Raw genomic sequence first — 16453 nt, forward strand, 5'->3', positions numbered from 1 at the left:
TTTACGGAAAACTAGGTATCTCTTCTTTCCCGCTTGTCTATTTAGCAGGAAGATAAATCACTCACCATGTTGAGAGAACGCTTACAATACCTGGTAAACAGGTATTTCAACGGTACCTGTACGGAAGATGAGCAAAAGGAACTGGCCCGCTGGATAGATACAGCGGGTAATGACAGCGCTTTGAAGGAACTGCTGGAAGAGGCCTGGAGCGGCTATCAGCCGGATGTGTCCATGCCGGAAGACATGTCTGGCAGGATATTGTCTGCCGTTTTTGTGCAGGAAAAACCCGTTGCCGCGCCGCTGCGCCGCCTGCAACGCTGGTGGCCCGCCGCGGCCGCCGCGGTAATGCTGCTGCTGGCCGGCGCCGGTTATCTCCTCAGGGGGAAAGACGCAGTCAGCCCCGTAGCGGAGCTGCCCCGCTACCGCAACGAGGTGCCGGCGGGCGGCAACAAAGCCGTGCTCACATTGGGAGATGGTACGGTCATTACGCTGGATAGCGCGGCCAATGGCGTGCTGGCGCGGCAGGGTAATATAAATGTGGTGAAAACCGCCAACGGCCAGCTGAGCTACCAGGGCCATAACAGTTTCGGGAATGTGAACGAGTTCAATACCATGCGTACGCCAAGGGGCGGGGAGTACCGCCTCACCCTGCCAGACGGTACCCTGGTATGGCTCAATGCCGCCTCTTCCATCACCTTTCCGGTAGCTTTTGCAAGCAGCGAAAGGGCGGTAAAGGTAACAGGCGAAGTGTACTTTGAGGTGGCGCATAACCCCGCCAAACCCTTCCGCGTTACCGCCGGCAACACTACGGTAGAAGTGCTGGGCACGCATTTTAATATCAACGCGTACCAGGAGGAAGAGGCCGTGAGGACCACCCTGCTGGAAGGCGCCGTGAAAATAAGCACCCGTTATGAGCGTACGGTGCTTGACCCCGGCCAGCAGGCCCGGGTAACCAGCGCCGGCCGTATGAGCGTGGCGGACAATGTAGACCTGGACGAAGTGATGGCCTGGAAGAACGGTTACTTCCAGTTTAATGATGCGGACATGGCCAGCGTAATGCGGCAGCTGGCAAACTGGTACGATATTACCGTTACCTATGAAGACGGATGGGTGCCGGAAAGGAGCTTCGGCGGCGGCATGCAGCGCTCCCTGCCACTCACCAAAGTATTGAAGATACTGGAAGAGAACAATGTGAGGTTCAAAATTGAAGGAAGGAACATCACGGTACTGAAATAGAAAAACTGATCAATAACAGCCCGGTCAAAAAAAAGCCAGAAATGCTGCGAACATCTCTGGCGGACGTTTGGCAGGGAACGAACAAAAACAATCGGCTAGAACTGCCTATTCATTCAACCAAACAATGCAAATGTATGCAATTTAAATTTATCGCTCTTTGCAAGCGGACAGCTGCCGCTATTCCGCTGCCTGTATCATCCGCAGGTGCTGTTTACCACAAATTCCATCCGCGACACTCAACCAAAATGTTGTTAGCGATGAAGTTAACATTAGTGCTAATTATGCTGGCTATGCTCAATGCAAGCGCTGCAGTGTACTCTCAGACAGTGAGCTTTACCGGGAAAAATGTGAAACTCAAAACGATCTTTTCGGCCATCAGGAAGCAGACCGGTTATGTGGTATTTTACGATAACCAACTGGTAAAGGCTGCCCGGCCGGTTACCATATCCATGCAGCACGCGTCTATAGATGCGCTGCTTTCCGCCGCGCTGGAAGGGCAGGGGCTTACCTATTCCATTACAGACAAAACCATTGCCATCCGCAAGCAAACGCTTAACGTCAGGAAAATACCCGACCTGGTGTTTTTCCCGCCGCCACCGGTAGTGATCACCGGTAAGGTAACGGACGATACCGGAGACCCCCTGCCCGGCGTTACCATTATGGTGCAGGGCACTACCAGGGGTACCACCACCGATGAAAAGGGTGAGTTCAAACTCAGCAATATTGACGATAACGCCACGCTGGTATTTACCTATATCGGTTTTGAAAAATACAGCGTTGTTCTCAACGGGCAGAAGAACCTGCAGGTGAAACTGACCAAAGCGCTTGATACCGCGCTGGAAGGCGTGGTAGTAGTGGGGTACGGCTCCATGAAAAAGGCGGACCTCACCGGCGCGGTATCTGCCGTACAGGGAGAGGCCATTACCGAACGTAAAACGGCACAGATATCCACCGCCCTGCAGGGCGCCATGCCGGGCGTAATGGTAACCCGCAGCAGCAGCGCGCCGGGTGCTACCGCCAATATCCGCATCAGGGGCATTACCACCATTGGTGAGGCCAACCCGCTCATTATCCTGGACGGCGTACCTATTGATGATATTAACTCCATCAACCCGAATGATGTGGAAAGCATCTCCGTATTGAAAGATGCGGCCTCCGCTTCCATCTACGGTTCCCGGGCAGCGGCCGGCGTTATTGTAGTAACGTCCAAACGTGCCACGGGCAACCAGCTGAGCATGGACTACTCTTATGAATACGGTATTGAAAAGGCCACCAAACTGCCAGACTATGTGGATGTGGTACGGTACATGCAGCTCACCAACGAGCTGCGCTGGAATGATAACGGCAACAATGCCAACGAGTACCCTACCTACCCGAAGGCCACGGTAGATAATTATTTTCAGCTCCATGCAGAAAACCCAGATGAATACCCGAATACAGACTGGCGCGGACTGATGCTGAAAAGCTACGCCCCGCGTCAAAGCCACATACTGGGCATCAACGCGGCCGGCAAGAACGTACGTTCCAAGGTATCTTTCGGGTACGATGACCTGGGCGCGTTGTATGAAGGCCGTACCTACAAGCGCCTCACCGTCCGCATGAACAACGATATCACCATCAACAAATACCTCACCTCCAGCGTAGACCTGAACTTCCGGCGTACCAACATAGACCAGCCGGTAGTAGTGCCGTTCTATAAAATGAGCATTATGCCGCCGCTGTACGCCGCCGAATGGTCAGACGGGCGCATTGGCGCGGGGAAGGACGGCGCCAATATCTACGCCCAAATGAAGCACGGCGGTTTCAGCAAGGAATGGTATAACCAGCTGGGCGGTAAACTGGGACTGGATTTTACGCCCATTGAAGGGCTGAAGCTCTCCGGCGTGGTATCTCCTTTCCTGAACTTCAACAAAACAAAAACCTTTAAACGCAAGATAGAATATACCAGCTGGAGCAATCCCAATTCTCCCGCCGGCTACATCCAGGACGCGCCGGAAACCAAACTGAACGAAGAGCGCAATGACAGTTACCGGTACACCGTCCAGTTCCTGGCCAACTATACCAAACAGCTGGGTGGCCATAACATCAACCTGCTGGGCGGTTATGAGTACTTCAAGGCATTCAACGAGAGCCTGAGCGCCTACCGCGGGCAGTATGTGCTCACATCTTACCCCTACCTCAACCTGGGGCCGCTGGAGTTCAGGGACAATAGCGGCGCCGCCAGCGAGAACGCTTACCGCTCCTGGTTTGGGCGGGTAATGTACAACTACCGGGATAAATACCTGCTGCAGGCCAACGTCCGGTACGACGCTTCTTCCCGCTTTGCCCGGGGGTACCGCTGGGGAGCTTTCCCCTCTGTGTCCGCCGGCTGGGTAGTATCAGAAGAGCAGTTTATGAAAAGGCTGGCGCCGTGGATGTCTTTCTTCAAGGTACGCGCCTCCTGGGGCACGCTGGGCAACGAACGCATCGGCAACTACCCCTACCAGGCCATTCTTAACTTTGAGAACAACTCCCTGTTCTACCAGGGCAACACCGTGGTGTCTGCCCAGTCAGCCGCGCAATGGCAATATGTGATCCGCGATATTTCCTGGGAAACAACGGCTTCCACAGACATCGGTATTGACCTGAACGTGCTGGACAACCGCCTGCGGTTTACCGGTGACTATTTCAAAAAGACCACCAGTGATATGCTGTTGCCGCTGGAGATCCCGGATTTTATCGGCTTCGACAATCCTGACCAGAACACGGGTAAAATGTTCACCACAGGCTGGGAGTTTATGGTAAGCTGGAGCGACAAGGTGAATGATTTCAGCTACAGCGTGTCTGCCAACCTCTCTGACTTCCGCTCCCGCATGGGAGACCTGGGCGGTACGGAGTTCCTGGGAGACCAGATCAAGAAACAGGGCAGTGAATTTAATGAATGGTACGGTTACATTTCAGACGGGCTTTTCCAGACGCAGGAAGACGTGGACAAATACCCCAAGAACAACGCCAATGTGCGGCCGGGCGATGTGCGTTACCGCGATATCAGCGGCCCCAACGGTGTGCCGGACGGTAAAATTTCACCGGAGTATGACCGCGTATTGCTGGGCGGCTCGCTGCCCCGCTATATGTACGGCGCTACCCTGCAGGCCGGTTACAAAAACTGGAGCCTGGGCGTGGTGCTGCAGGGCGTAGGCAAACAAAACTCCCGCCTGTCTGCAGACATTGTGCGCCCGCTGATGGAAAACTACGGCGGCTTCCCCGTGATCATAGACGGCAACAGCTGGAGCAAATACAATACGCCGGAACAGAACCTGCAGGTGCGGTACCCCCGGTACAGCAATACATCCGCCGGCAGCAACTATCTGCTGTCTGACTACTGGCTGATCAACGGGGGGTACTTCCGCCTCAAGAACATCAACCTGGCCTACAACCTGCCCAAGAGCCTGGTGCAGAGGGCCAAGGTGCAGGGTATACGTTTATACGCTACTGCTACAGACCTGCTCTCCGTTCACAAGTTCCCGAAAGGCTGGGACCCTGAGCAGAATGCCCTGGGTTATCCTATTACCGTTACGTACCTGGTGGGCGCATCTGTTAAATTCTAAAACCGCAACATCATGAAACAAAGAATAATTATCGCTTTTGTCAGCTTTCTCTTTTTTATGTCGTCCTGCGGTAGCCTGGACCTGAACCCGCTGTCAGATGGTTCCGGTGAAACCTGGAACTCCACGCCCGAAGAAATTGTGATGTCGCTGAACGGCCTGTACAAAGATGCGTTCTGGATGGTAGACAGTGATGAATGGACGGACGATTTTGTGTACCGCGATGCCACCACGCCCATTACCGGCGCTACTATCAACGGCGAAACGGATTTTGTCAGAAGCTGGTGGGTCAATACCTATAAAGCCATTGCCCGCGCAAATGCCATTGTACTGAGCGTAGACAGGGCGTCAGATGCCCTGTCTGCCGCGCAGATCAGCCGCTACTCCGCGGAGGCCCGCTTTGTACGAGCCTGCCAGTACTCCCGCCTGTTATCTCACTACGGCAACATCATCTACACGGAAGAAGAGCTGGATATTGAACAGGCTTTGCAGCTCAAGCAGATGGACAAAGCGGAGGTGCTGAAAAAGATATACACAGACTTTGACTCCGCCATCGCCAACCTGCCTAAAACATACGCCGGCACGGAGCTGAAGCGCGCGTCTTCCGGGGCGGCCATGGCCATGAAAGCACGCATAGCCCTGCACATGGGAGACTATGCCACCGCCCGCGATGCCGCCAAGGCTTGCATAGACCTCAACCAGTACAAGCTCCATGCGGATTTTGGCAACCTCTTCCTGTCCAAAACCAAAAACTCCCTTGAAACTGTTTTCGGCCTGCCGCGTTCCATCGCCTTGAAGGTAACGCTGGGAGATTGCCAGAACTATGTAACCCGCAATGCCGGCGGGTGGGGCGCCAAAAACCCTTCCTGGGACCTGTTGTGCGCTTTTCTCTGTGACGACGGGCTGCCCATAGATGAATCGCCTCGGTTCAACCCCCGCCAGCCGTTCCTCAACCGCGATCCCCGTTGTGCCGCTACCATCACGGAGTTCCAGACTACCCATCTCGGCTATGTATACCAGCCGCACCCGGATTCGCTGAAGGTGTTCAAGGTGTCTGACGGCAAGTATGTGGAGAATAAAGATACCCGCTCGGTAGCCATCTTTGCCTCCTACAACGGCCTTGTACGGAAGAAAGGCGTTGATGCCGACTGGACGCAGAACTCCTGGACGGTTGAGCCGGACAAGATCATTGTACGCTATGCAGACGTGCTGCTGATGTATGCTGAAGCAAAGATCGAACTGAATGAAATAGACCAGTCTGTGCTGGACGCCATCAACATAGTACGCGCCCGCGCGTACGGCGTAAGCTATACCGCTACCGGCGCTTATCCCGCCGTAACCGTTACGGACCAGGCGGCGCTGCGTAAAATATTGCGGGTGGAAAGAAGGATGGAATTTGCGCTGGAAGGCATCCGCTACATGGACATCATCCGCTGGCGGCTGGCCGGCAAGGTGTTGAACAGGCAAAACTTTGGCCTGCTGGACCCCGCAGACCTGCGCAGCAAGATCACCGGCCCCGGCCTCTGGTTCTTCCCCGAAACACCGCAGATAGATGAAGACGGTGTGCCTGATTTCTCGAACATGTACGATGCGGGATTGATCAAACAGATCGCGCTGCGTAAATTTGATGAAACACGCCAGTACCTCTGGCCCATTCCTTCTACAGAAGTATTGATCAGCAACCTGACACAGAACCCGAACTATTGAGCATGAACATAAGAACATATTGCACCGTTTACAGTTTATTATTGATGATGCCGCTGCTGGGTAAAGCCCAGCAGCCTTCTTACAGCGGGGTGTACCCGCACCTGGCCATGTACAACAATGAAGGAGAATGCGGTACCGGCGCCGTGGTGCCCTGGGCAGGCAAGCTGTGGGTGATCACCTACGGCCCGCATTTGCCGCAAGGTTCTTCAGACAAGCTGTACGAAATATCGCCTTCCCTGCAACAGACCATCCGCAGCGAAAGCATTGGCGGCACGCCGGCCAACCGCATGATACACCGGGAAAGCAACCAGCTCTTCATAGGCCCGTACGCTATAGACGGCAGCGGCAAGGTGCGTACCATACCTTACAGCGCCATGCCCGGCCGCCACACCGGCAATGCCCGCCATCTTACAGACCCCGCGGGCAAGATCTACTACGGTACCATGGAAGAAGGTTTTTACGAAGTAGACGTGAAAACGCTGCAACCAGTGATGCTGTATGAAGACGGTAACATGAAAAAGAAAAAAGGGAGCGATGCGTCTGCCAACCAGGCTACAGACCTGTTGCCCGGCGCGCACGGCAAGGGCCTGTACGCAGGCCAGGGCGTAATGGTGTATTCCAATAACGGGGAGCCCGGCCCGCAGGCGCTCAAACAGTTTGACATAGAGGCCGGCTCGCTGAGCGAATGGGACGGCAAAAAATGGACGGTGGTACGCCGCAACCAGTTTGTGGAGATCACCGGTCCCGGCGGCATCTACGGCAATGCCCACCCGGCCACGGACCCCATTTGGGCAACCGGCTGGGACCATAAATCAGTATTGCTGGGCGTGCGCGATGGCGGCAGCTGGCATTTTTACCGCCTGCCCAAAGCCAGTCACAGCTACGACGGCGCGCACGGCTGGAATACCGAGTGGCCCCGCATCAGGGACATTGGCACGCCGGAGCGGCCTGATTACCTGATGACCATGCACGGCATGTTCTGGCGCTTCCCCGGCAATTTTTCCGCGTCGCAAACAGCAGGCATCCGGCCGCGCACGGCGTACCTGAAAGTAATAGGGGACTTTACCCGCTGGAACAACCAGCTCGTATTTGGCTGCGATGATTCCGCGCAGCGGGAGTTCCTGAACAAACGCAAGGCAAAGGGCGGCATTGAAGGGCCGGGCCAGTCCAATTCCAACCTCTGGTTCACCTCCGCCCAATTGCCTGACCAGTTGGGGCCCAACACCGCGGAAGGCGCCGTGTGGCTGAACGAAAGCGTGCGGGCGGGCGAGGCCTCGGAGCCTTTTCTTTTTGCCGGCTGGCCGCACCGCACCGCCTGGGTACAAAACAACGGCGCCGCCCCCGTTACCTTTACGTTTGAAACGGACAAAACCGGCAAAGGCAACTGGACGGCGCTTGAAACCCTGTCTCTCGCCGGCGGCGAAGCCAAACCACTTGTATTCGGCACAGGCGCGCAGGGCGAGTGGATCAGGGTGAGAACGGACGCCGCCGCCACAGCTACCGTGTACTTCTCCTACACCGGCAAAGACACGCGCGGCAACCTCCCCGCCACTGTTTTTAACGGCCTGGCGAAGGTGGGAACGGTTGCAAATACCAGTGGTGGATTAATCTACGGCCTTGGGGATAATAAACGTACTTTAGGCATCAACGCCATGCAGTTCAAAGGAGCTGCGCCCACATCGCTCGGCTACTATGAGCTGAACGAAAAAATGGAGCTGGTGAAAAAAGAGGATACCGCAACGGCGCGCTTCATCCGCGAAAAATTTGCCATCCCGGAAAAGGCGGTGACCATAGACGATGCTTCCGTGCTGGTGGTAGATGATAAAGGCCGCCGCTGGCGCCTGCCCCTGGGCGCAGACGCATTTACCGGCCTTACGGACAAAGCGGTGCTGCGGGTATGCAGGGAGGTGGCCACGGAAAGGGACCTGTTCAATTGCCACGGCACTTTTTATGAACTGCCCGCGGAAAATGCGGACGGCTACGCCAAGATCAGGCCTGTGGCCTCACATCCCTTCCGTATTCACGACTACGCCTCTTACCGCGGCCTGCTGGTGATGACGGGCATAGCGCCCGGCGCCGTCAACAAAGCGCACATCATCCGCTCCGCAGACGGCAAGGCCGCTGTTTGGGCCGGCGTTATAGACGACCTCTGGAAGCTGGGCAAGCCCACCGGCCGCGGAGGCCCCTGGAAAAACAGCGAGGTGAAAGCCGGGGAGCCTTCAGATCCTTACCTGATAGGTTTCTATGACAAGCGCAGCCTGCAGTTGCGGCATACCGCCCAAACGCCGGTTACCTTCACCATAGAAGCAGACCCCGCCGGCAACGGCGTATGGATGCCATACCGCACAGTAACGGTAGCGCCCGGGCAAACGTTTACGTACACCTTCCCCGCCGCCATACAGGCGCGCTGGGTCAGGTTTACGGCCAACAAAGATTGCAAGGCCACAGCGTGGCTGGAATATAAATAGAAGAAAACCCTATGCGGTTGATATGGCTGATCATATGGATGCTGCCTGCCATGGCGGCGGCTGCGGTACCGGGGGAGCAAATTCGCACGTTTGAAATAAAAGACAGCAGCGGCTCCACCTACACCCTGAAACTGGCGCTGGACAACAGCGGGCGGCCGCAGTACTTTTTCAGGAACATCTTCACCCCGGTATGCAACACCGGGGAGTGCAAGCCCGTGTACATCAACTTTTACTGGGACCTGCTCGGCAACTATACCCGCTTTGACATGCCGGCCGGTGAAGTGCTGACCAAAACGGACCACCGCGAGTTCAGGGAAGAAGATTACCGCAAGCTGCAGGAAATAATCTCCCGCGAAACATCCATCTTCTCCGAACTGAAAATGGAAGACCTGGTGGTGAAAGGCACGGAGAAGATCTCCGACTCGGCAGATGTAAAAACCGGCGCCACGCTTAAAACCATCAAGAACGAAGTAATTGAAGGCGCCGTGTACACCTGCTATACCCTCTGGCACCTGGCCCACGGCAGCGCGGTAGAAGAAATGCGGAAGATCATGGAAACATATACCAGCACGGCGCTGCTGCACCGCTTTATGCAAAGCGGCAACCACCACTACCAGTACTGGGCCATGGAAAAGGTGATGGACGCGGAAGGGCACGTGCGGAAAGGGTTCGGGGATGATGTGGCCGGCATTATCAGCGGCAGCAACATATTTACCGCGCGCTTTGCGCTGCAAAAGGCGGCGCCCGCGTATTTCACGCCCGCGCGGCAGCTTTGGCTGTGGGAAGCATATGCTGCGGCGCCTTATCCGCTGCAAATGGCCATACTCAAAAAAATGACGGGGCTGCGGCTGGGGGAGCCGGTGATGCTGAAAATAGCGGATGCCGTAACAGCAGGCAACCGGCAGCAGTTTACCGCAAAAATGGCCCTGCTGGCAAGTGCCGGCCCCAAAGTGCAGCGGCGGCTGGCCGCGCAGCTGGATGAAGCTGAGCCTTCCCTGGCGGCGGACATGTACGCCGCCCTGCAACAAATGAATATTACAGACAAAACCGTACGGCAAAAAATGATGCAGTACGAAAAGAAAACTAAACAAACCCAAAACTGATATGAAAGCAAGATGGAACTGCCTGGTAACGGGCCTGCTTTTGATGATCTTTTCCACGTCTGCCGCATACGCGCAAAGGCATGTGTATGTAGAAGCGGAATCATTTGAGAACAAGGGCGGCTGGGTAACAGACCAGCAGTCTTTTGTGGTGATAGGCTCTTCCTACCTGATGGCCCACGGCATGGGCCGCCCCGTGAAAGACGCTGCTACCACAGTGCAGTTCCCCGGGCCGGGCAAATACCGGGTATGGGTGCGTACCAAAGACTGGGCGCCTTATCCCAAAGGCCCGGGCAAATTTACCTTGCACCTGGGCGGGCAGCAGCTGGGCAACGTGTTCGGAGAAAGCGGCTCGGACGAGTGGAAATGGTACGACGCCGGCGTGATAGATGTGAAAGAGACCTCCGCCAAACTGGTGATGAAAGACCTCACCGGCTTTAACGGCCGTTGCGATGCCATTCTTTTCACGGACGCGCTCAAATTCACGCCGCCCAACACGCTGGCGGCCCTGACGGCGTTCCGCAACAATGTGCTGCATACTTCTTCTACCCCGGCAGAGGGCGGCCACTTTGACCTGGTAGTGATCGGGGGCGGCATTGCCGGCACCTGCGCGGCCATCAACGCCTCCCGCCTGGGATTGAAAACCGCCCTCATACAAGACCGGCCGGTACTGGGCGGCAATAACAGCTCCGAGGTAAGGGTACACCTGAAAGGGGATATTGACAAGAACCACTATCCCAAGCTGGGCCGTATTGTACGCGAAATGGACAATGGGGACCCCGGCAACGGCAACCCCGATGCCAGCGAGTATGGCGATGCGCGCAAAATAGCCATTGTAAAGGCGGAAAGGAACCTCACGCTTTTCCTCAATACGCACGTGCATAAAGTAGAAAGAGAAAAAGACCGCATTACCGCTGTAATTGGCCGTAATATCAACACCAATGAGGAAACGCGTTTCACCGGCACCTATTTCTCCGATTGTACGGGAGATGGTACCGTAGGCTACCTGGCCGGCGCGGACTTCCGCATGGGCCGCGAAAGCAAAGCGGAAACAGGAGAGTCGCTGGCCGCTGAAAAGGCAGACAGCTTCACCCTCGGCACCTCCAACCTCTGGGCCTCCCTTGAAAAAGACACCGTGTCTTCTTTCCCGGAAACGCCCTGGGCATTGCAGTTTTCTGACGAGTACCATATTGACCAGGACAGGTCAGACTGGGAATGGGAAACAGGCTTCGGCAACTTCAACACCATTACAGACGCGGAAAAGATCCGTGACCATAACCTGCGCGCCATTTACGGCAACTGGTCTTACCTGAAAAAAAGCAAACCCGAAAAATACGCTAAGCGCGAGCTGGCCTGGGTGGCCTACATTGGCGGCAAACGGGAGTCTCGCCGCATCATGGGAGATCACGTGCTCACACAAATGGACATACAGGAAGGCAAACGCTATCCTGACGGTTCGGTAACCGCTACCTGGACCATTGACCTGCACTTCCCCAATGAAAAGAACAGCAAATATTTTGAAGGGCAGGAGTTTTTTGCCAGCACCAAACACATCAGGGTGGCGCCTTACACCATTCCTTACCGTTGCCTCTACTCCCGGAACATTTCCAACCTGTTCATGGCGGGCCGCAACATCAGCACCACCCACGTGGCCTTTGGCAGTACGCGTGTAATGCGCACCTGCGGCATGATGGGAGAGGTGGTAGGTTTTGCCGCGTACCTGGGCAAGAAATATAAAACAACGCCCCGCGGCGTATACCAGCAGCACCTGCGCGAATTGATGGGTATCCTGAACGATGACGCAACGCCGCAGGGAGTGAGTAACGAAGCCGGCCGGCAATAAAAATGATGGCCGCGCTAGCCATATGGCTCATGGGCCTTATTTACACAGGCCCTGATGTTCCGCCGGGGTGCGGCATGTGCGGCAGCGGCCTGAATCCTGCCACCCAAACCGTTCCGCCGGAGATCAGCATCGAAGGCGCAGCGCAGGGCACTACCTGGCATATTGTATATACAGACGCGGCCGGAAGGCATTTTAAAACGCAGGTAGATTCCATACTGCTTGCCATTGATCTGTGTTTGTCAACCTACCGGACTGATTCCGAAGTGTCTGCTTTTAACCAGTTTGACGACTTCCGGTATCAGTCCGGTCATTTTTACCCGGTGCTGCAGCGCTCCCTTGAAATATACCGCGCCACCAACGGCGCATTTGACCCTACCGTAATGCCCGTTACCGAGGCCTACCGGAAAGGTAAAAGCACCGGCCGGCCATGGCTGCAGCAGCTGGACTCGCTGCTGCAGTATGTAGGTTTCCAGTACATCGTTTTTGACCGGGAAACGGTGCATAAAACAAAAGAGCATGTACGGCTCGACTTTGACGCCATTGCCCAGGGGTATACGGTAGATGTGATAGCCGTATGGCTGGAGGCGCAGGGCGTTGCGGACTACATGGTGGAGGTAGGCGGGGAAGTGCGTTGCAAAGGCCTGCGGCAGGGCGCCCGCCCCTGGACGGTAGGCATCGAAAATCCCCTCCGCCCCGGAGAAGAACTGCTGCGCCTTAACATCGGCCACCGCGCTATTGCCACCGCCGGCAACTACCGCAATTTTTACGTGCGCAACGGGCAAACCTATCGCCACATCATCCACCCTAAAACCGGCCTGGCAAAACAAGACCCGCTCCTGAGCGCTACCGTGGTAGCGGCAGACGCCATTACCGCGGATGGTTTTGATACGGCGCTGCTGGTCATGGGCCTGGAAGAAAGCAAACAATTGCTGCAACGGGAAAAAGACCTGGACGCCTGCCTCGTTTACCAGCAGCCGGACGGCAGCGTGGCCGTTTTTCTCACAGAACGGCTGAAAGGCATGCTGATACCACAGTAACCCCTCCCGCCTGTTTGTAACCATTTTCTCCCGCCGCTGTTATAATGATGAAGCACCCCCGTTTGGCGCAATGCGGAAAAGGGGATAAATTACCATTCCAATAGTCATCATATGCATGCAGATTACGAAGCCCTCCAACTCGTCAACAACACCGTGGGCCACCGCTTTGAACTGACCATAGCCGGCCATACCGCCTTCATCCTTTACCGGCATGTGCCGGGCAAAACCACGCTCATACACACGGAAGTGCCGCCCGAACTGGAAGGCAAGGGGGCGGGCAATGCCATTGTAGAAAAGACCTTGCAATACATTGAAGCGCAGGGAGACAAGCTGGTACCGCTGTGCCCCTTCGTAAGGGCCTTCATCAAACGGCATCCCGAGTGGAAACGCATTGTCAGCGATGATGTGAATATCTGAACCATCAAACCGACCACATGAAATACAAGCTGGAAAAACCCGTACACGGTACCATCGGTACAGAGCAATACAAGATCACCATTGAATGGCGCAACGGTACCTTTATTGCAGACGAGCCGGCAACTACCGGCGGCAAAGACCTTGGGCCTGACCCGTACACGCAGCTGATGTCTTCCCTGGCCTCCTGCACCCTGGCCACTTTGCGGATGTACATAGACCGCAAGGGGTGGAACATTCCGCAGATAGCCGTCAACGTGAATTTTTACCAGGAAAAGGAGAACGGGAAAACCGTTACCATCATAGACCGGGATATTTCTTTCATCAGTCATGTGGAAGAAGAAAAACGCGCGCGCCTGCTGGAAATAGCCAGGGCCTGCCCTGTTTCCCGCATACTGGAAGGAGAACTGCAGCTGCGTACCTTTTTGCTGCGCGATGAAGACGTGGAGAAAAAAGTGCATTATAGCAACGGGGAAGTGACCGTAGTCTGGAAGCCGGAGTTCTGCAAACACGCCGCCCGCTGCGTGGGCCAGCTGCCCGAAGTGTTCAACGTCAACGCCAAACCCTGGATCAACGCACAGGGCGCTGCCACGGAACGTATTGTGGAGCAGGTGAAAAGGTGCCCCTCCGGCGCGCTCACCTATTTTTATAATAAAGACGCAGAAAAAGGGCCTCAGGGCATCACCGGGGGCTGAGGCCCCCGTTCCCGCACCGTTTCCCCAAAAGTCAGCCAGGTTGTCAAAAGCCCCCCTCCCCAGGGGGCGTATTATCGAATTGTTAACCAGTGAGGGGTTTGTTCCCGGCAAACGAATATTATAAAAAGCACGGTTTTATTCCTTAAATTACTATTCATAATCGTTATGAAATTCGCGGTTCCCCTTATCGCTTTCAGCGTATTATCGGTTTTTTGCTGCGTTGGCTGCAAAAAGAACAAGGACACTGCAAAAGCAGGGTCCGGTAAATATGAAATGGTAGCCGGCAGCTGGAGCCAGAAAGACCTGGTGCTGGCCGTGTCCGTAAAGCTCGGCGGGCAAAACATTCCCGAAGGCACCAGCATCATTGCGCTGGCGCCGCTGTTGGGCCCCGCGGGCGCGTATTTTACCTGTACCAAAAACAATGTGTACAATTTCAACAAAGACAGTACCATGCAGGTAGAAGGCTGTACAGACCTGATCCTGCCTGTTACCGGGAAAGAGGGTACCTGGCGGCTGGATATCTATGATGCGGTGCTGCTGCTCAAATCCAACGCCGGAGAGCCGGACCCCCACTGGATCAACGAGGTGACGGACAATACCATGAAGATCTCTATAACCGCCGCTATTCCCAATGTTGCCTCTGTGCCACTGACGCTGATACTCGAGAAAAAATAACCTGCGGCACTTTTATGATGGTTTATGCAATGTACTGTACAGGATATTAAAAATGGAAATGTAGCTGCCTTCAAAATGGTATATCACCAATACCATAACAAGCTCTATTTCTACATACTCAAGCATACCCAGTCTGTTTACCTGGCGGAAGAGACCGTGCAGCTCACTTTTATCAAGCTCTGGGAAAAGAAGGAAACGCTTTCATTTGATTATGAGCTGTCTTTCCAGGTCTTCCGCATTGCCAAAAGCATTATGATAGACCTGCTGCGCAAACAAAGCGTGCAGCACCGCCATATGGGCCAGTTTACGGAAGAGGCGGCCGTGCTGCACATGGAATTTGATCTTTCCAAAAAGGAAGAATTGCAGCGCGTGTACCATTGCATTGAGCAACTCTCCCCGGTACGCCGGCATGTATTTAAAATGAGCCGTTTTGAAGGGCTTTCCCATAAAAAGATAGCGGAACAATTGTCTATATCACCCAGAACGGTAGAGAACCATATTCTCCGTGCCGTGCACCAGTTGCGAAAAGCATTGCTGATGCTGATGGCTGTGGCGGCAGTGAGGGATTTGTTGTTCTAAAACGAATATCTAGTATGCGTGTTTCAGAAGAAATCATTAACAGGTTTTTGAGCGGTTACGCCAGCGAAGCAGAGAAAGCGGCCGTTCGTGCATACTTCCTGGCGCACCCGCAGGAGCTGGAGAAGTACCTCACGGAAGAAAGCTGGAGCGGCTTCCAGGCTACGGAGCACCTGGCCGAGGCCGACTCGGAAAAAATGTTGCAGGTGATCGAAAACCTGACCTACCGCCGCCGCAAAGGCGGAGCCATGCTTTTTTTTCGTGTGGCGGCGGCGGTGGTGATGTTGCTGGTAGCAGGCGCCGGCGTCTTCTGGCTGGGCCGCCAGCCAGATAGAGAAGTGATAACGGCCGCCGCGGCGCCAACCCCCATGAAAGAACTGGTGAACAATACGCCAGGCATAATGCAGGCCGCTTTGCCAGACGGCTCCGTGGCAGACATTTACCCCGGCAGCAGTATCCGCTACCGGCAACCGTTTGGTGAGCAAGACAGGGAAGTATACCTCGAAGGCCAGGCGCGGTTTTCCGTAAAAAGCAATGCTGGCAAACCATTTACCGTATTTGCCGGCAACCTGGGCACCACCGCGCTGGGCACTGTTTTTCGCATTGATGCGCGCCAGGGCAAAGTACTGGTGCAGCTGGTGAGCGGCAAGGTGCGGGTAAGCCCTTTCGTGCAAAATACCGGCAACACCATGGCCCCGGTGTACCTGCAGCCCGGCGAAAAGCTGTACTACGACGAAGCCAGACACACCGTGTCTGTTGAGCCGGCGCCGGTAAAGCCCGTAAAACCCTTGCCGGTAGCCGATGCGCCGGCGCCCAAAGAACCGCCGGCCGTGGTGATGCTGCAGTTTGAGAACGAACCGCTGGCCGCCCTTTTCAAGACCATCGAAACACAATACGGCATGCAGGTGAAATATGAGCCGGGCACGCTTGACAATATGTATTTCACCGGCGGGTACAACAGTGAGAAGGAATCCCTGCCGGACTTTTTAAACACCATTGCATTACTGAACAACGTCACTATCCGTATCAACAAGCATATTATTTACATAACACCATAACAAGCCGGTACCTGATTCTATACCTGTACCCTGAAAAGGGTGCCGGGGTTGATATGCCCA

General features: G+C 55.1%; 12 protein-coding genes. All 12 read left to right on the forward strand.

The genetic code is table 11. The annotated features are described in order from the left end of the window. Positions 1 to 66: 66 nt before the first annotated feature. The 12 genes from D3A97_RS14125 (at position 67) to D3A97_RS14180 (ending at position 16393) form a co-directional block, all read left to right on the forward strand. Positions 67 to 1236 (forward strand): FecR family protein, encoded by a 1170-nt coding sequence (locus D3A97_RS14125; protein ID WP_119079130.1) that lies wholly within the window; start codon positions 67 to 69, stop codon positions 1234 to 1236. Positions 1237 to 1493: 257 nt separating this feature from the next. Then, a complete protein-coding gene (locus tag D3A97_RS14130; RefSeq protein ID WP_198673994.1) occupies positions 1494 to 4823 on the forward strand; it encodes a TonB-dependent receptor in 3330 nt (1109 codons plus the stop codon). A 12-nt stretch (positions 4824 to 4835) separates the two neighbouring features. Further along, positions 4836 to 6527 carry a RagB/SusD family nutrient uptake outer membrane protein gene (locus D3A97_RS14135; protein ID WP_119079132.1) on the forward strand — a complete coding sequence of 564 codons (1692 nt, stop codon included), beginning with the start codon at positions 4836 to 4838 and terminating at the stop codon, positions 6525 to 6527. A gap of 2 nt (positions 6528 to 6529) precedes the next feature. Beyond that, positions 6530 to 8995 carry a hypothetical protein gene (locus D3A97_RS14140; RefSeq protein WP_119079133.1) on the forward strand — a complete coding sequence of 822 codons (2466 nt, stop codon included), beginning with the start codon at positions 6530 to 6532 and terminating at the stop codon, positions 8993 to 8995. An 11-nt stretch (positions 8996 to 9006) separates the two neighbouring features. After that, positions 9007 to 10098 (forward strand): hypothetical protein, encoded by a 1092-nt coding sequence (locus D3A97_RS14145; RefSeq protein WP_119079134.1) that lies wholly within the window; start codon positions 9007 to 9009, stop codon positions 10096 to 10098. 1 nt (position 10099) lies between these two features. Next, entirely contained in the window at positions 10100 to 11938 is a 1839-nt protein-coding gene (locus D3A97_RS14150; protein WP_119079135.1) for an FAD-dependent oxidoreductase, read from the forward strand. 2 nt (positions 11939 to 11940) lie between these two features. Further along, a complete protein-coding gene (locus D3A97_RS14155) occupies positions 11941 to 12975 on the forward strand; it encodes an FAD:protein FMN transferase (protein ID WP_119079136.1) in 1035 nt (344 codons plus the stop codon). A 111-nt stretch (positions 12976 to 13086) separates the two neighbouring features. Then, complete coding sequence (locus D3A97_RS14160) at positions 13087 to 13392, forward strand: GNAT family N-acetyltransferase (RefSeq protein ID WP_119079137.1); 306 nt, start codon at positions 13087 to 13089, stop codon at positions 13390 to 13392. A gap of 17 nt (positions 13393 to 13409) precedes the next feature. Beyond that, a complete protein-coding gene (locus D3A97_RS14165) occupies positions 13410 to 14084 on the forward strand; it encodes a (4Fe-4S)-binding protein (protein WP_119079138.1) in 675 nt (224 codons plus the stop codon). Between the two features lie 165 nt (positions 14085 to 14249). Further along, the gene (locus D3A97_RS14170; RefSeq protein WP_119079139.1) at positions 14250 to 14759 is read left to right on the forward strand and encodes a hypothetical protein; all 510 of its coding nucleotides are present in this window, start codon (positions 14250 to 14252) and stop codon (positions 14757 to 14759) included. 75 nt (positions 14760 to 14834) lie between these two features. Continuing rightward, positions 14835 to 15338 (forward strand): sigma-70 family RNA polymerase sigma factor, encoded by a 504-nt coding sequence (locus D3A97_RS14175; RefSeq protein WP_157986539.1) that lies wholly within the window; start codon positions 14835 to 14837, stop codon positions 15336 to 15338. Positions 15339 to 15352: 14 nt separating this feature from the next. After that, the gene (locus tag D3A97_RS14180; RefSeq protein ID WP_119079141.1) at positions 15353 to 16393 is read left to right on the forward strand and encodes a FecR family protein; all 1041 of its coding nucleotides are present in this window, start codon (positions 15353 to 15355) and stop codon (positions 16391 to 16393) included. Positions 16394 to 16453 lie beyond the last annotated feature (60 nt).

The sequence above is a fragment of the Chitinophaga alhagiae genome, from assembly GCF_003568665.1.
In the GTDB taxonomy this organism is placed as follows: Bacteria; Bacteroidota; Bacteroidia; order Chitinophagales; family Chitinophagaceae; genus Chitinophaga; species Chitinophaga alhagiae.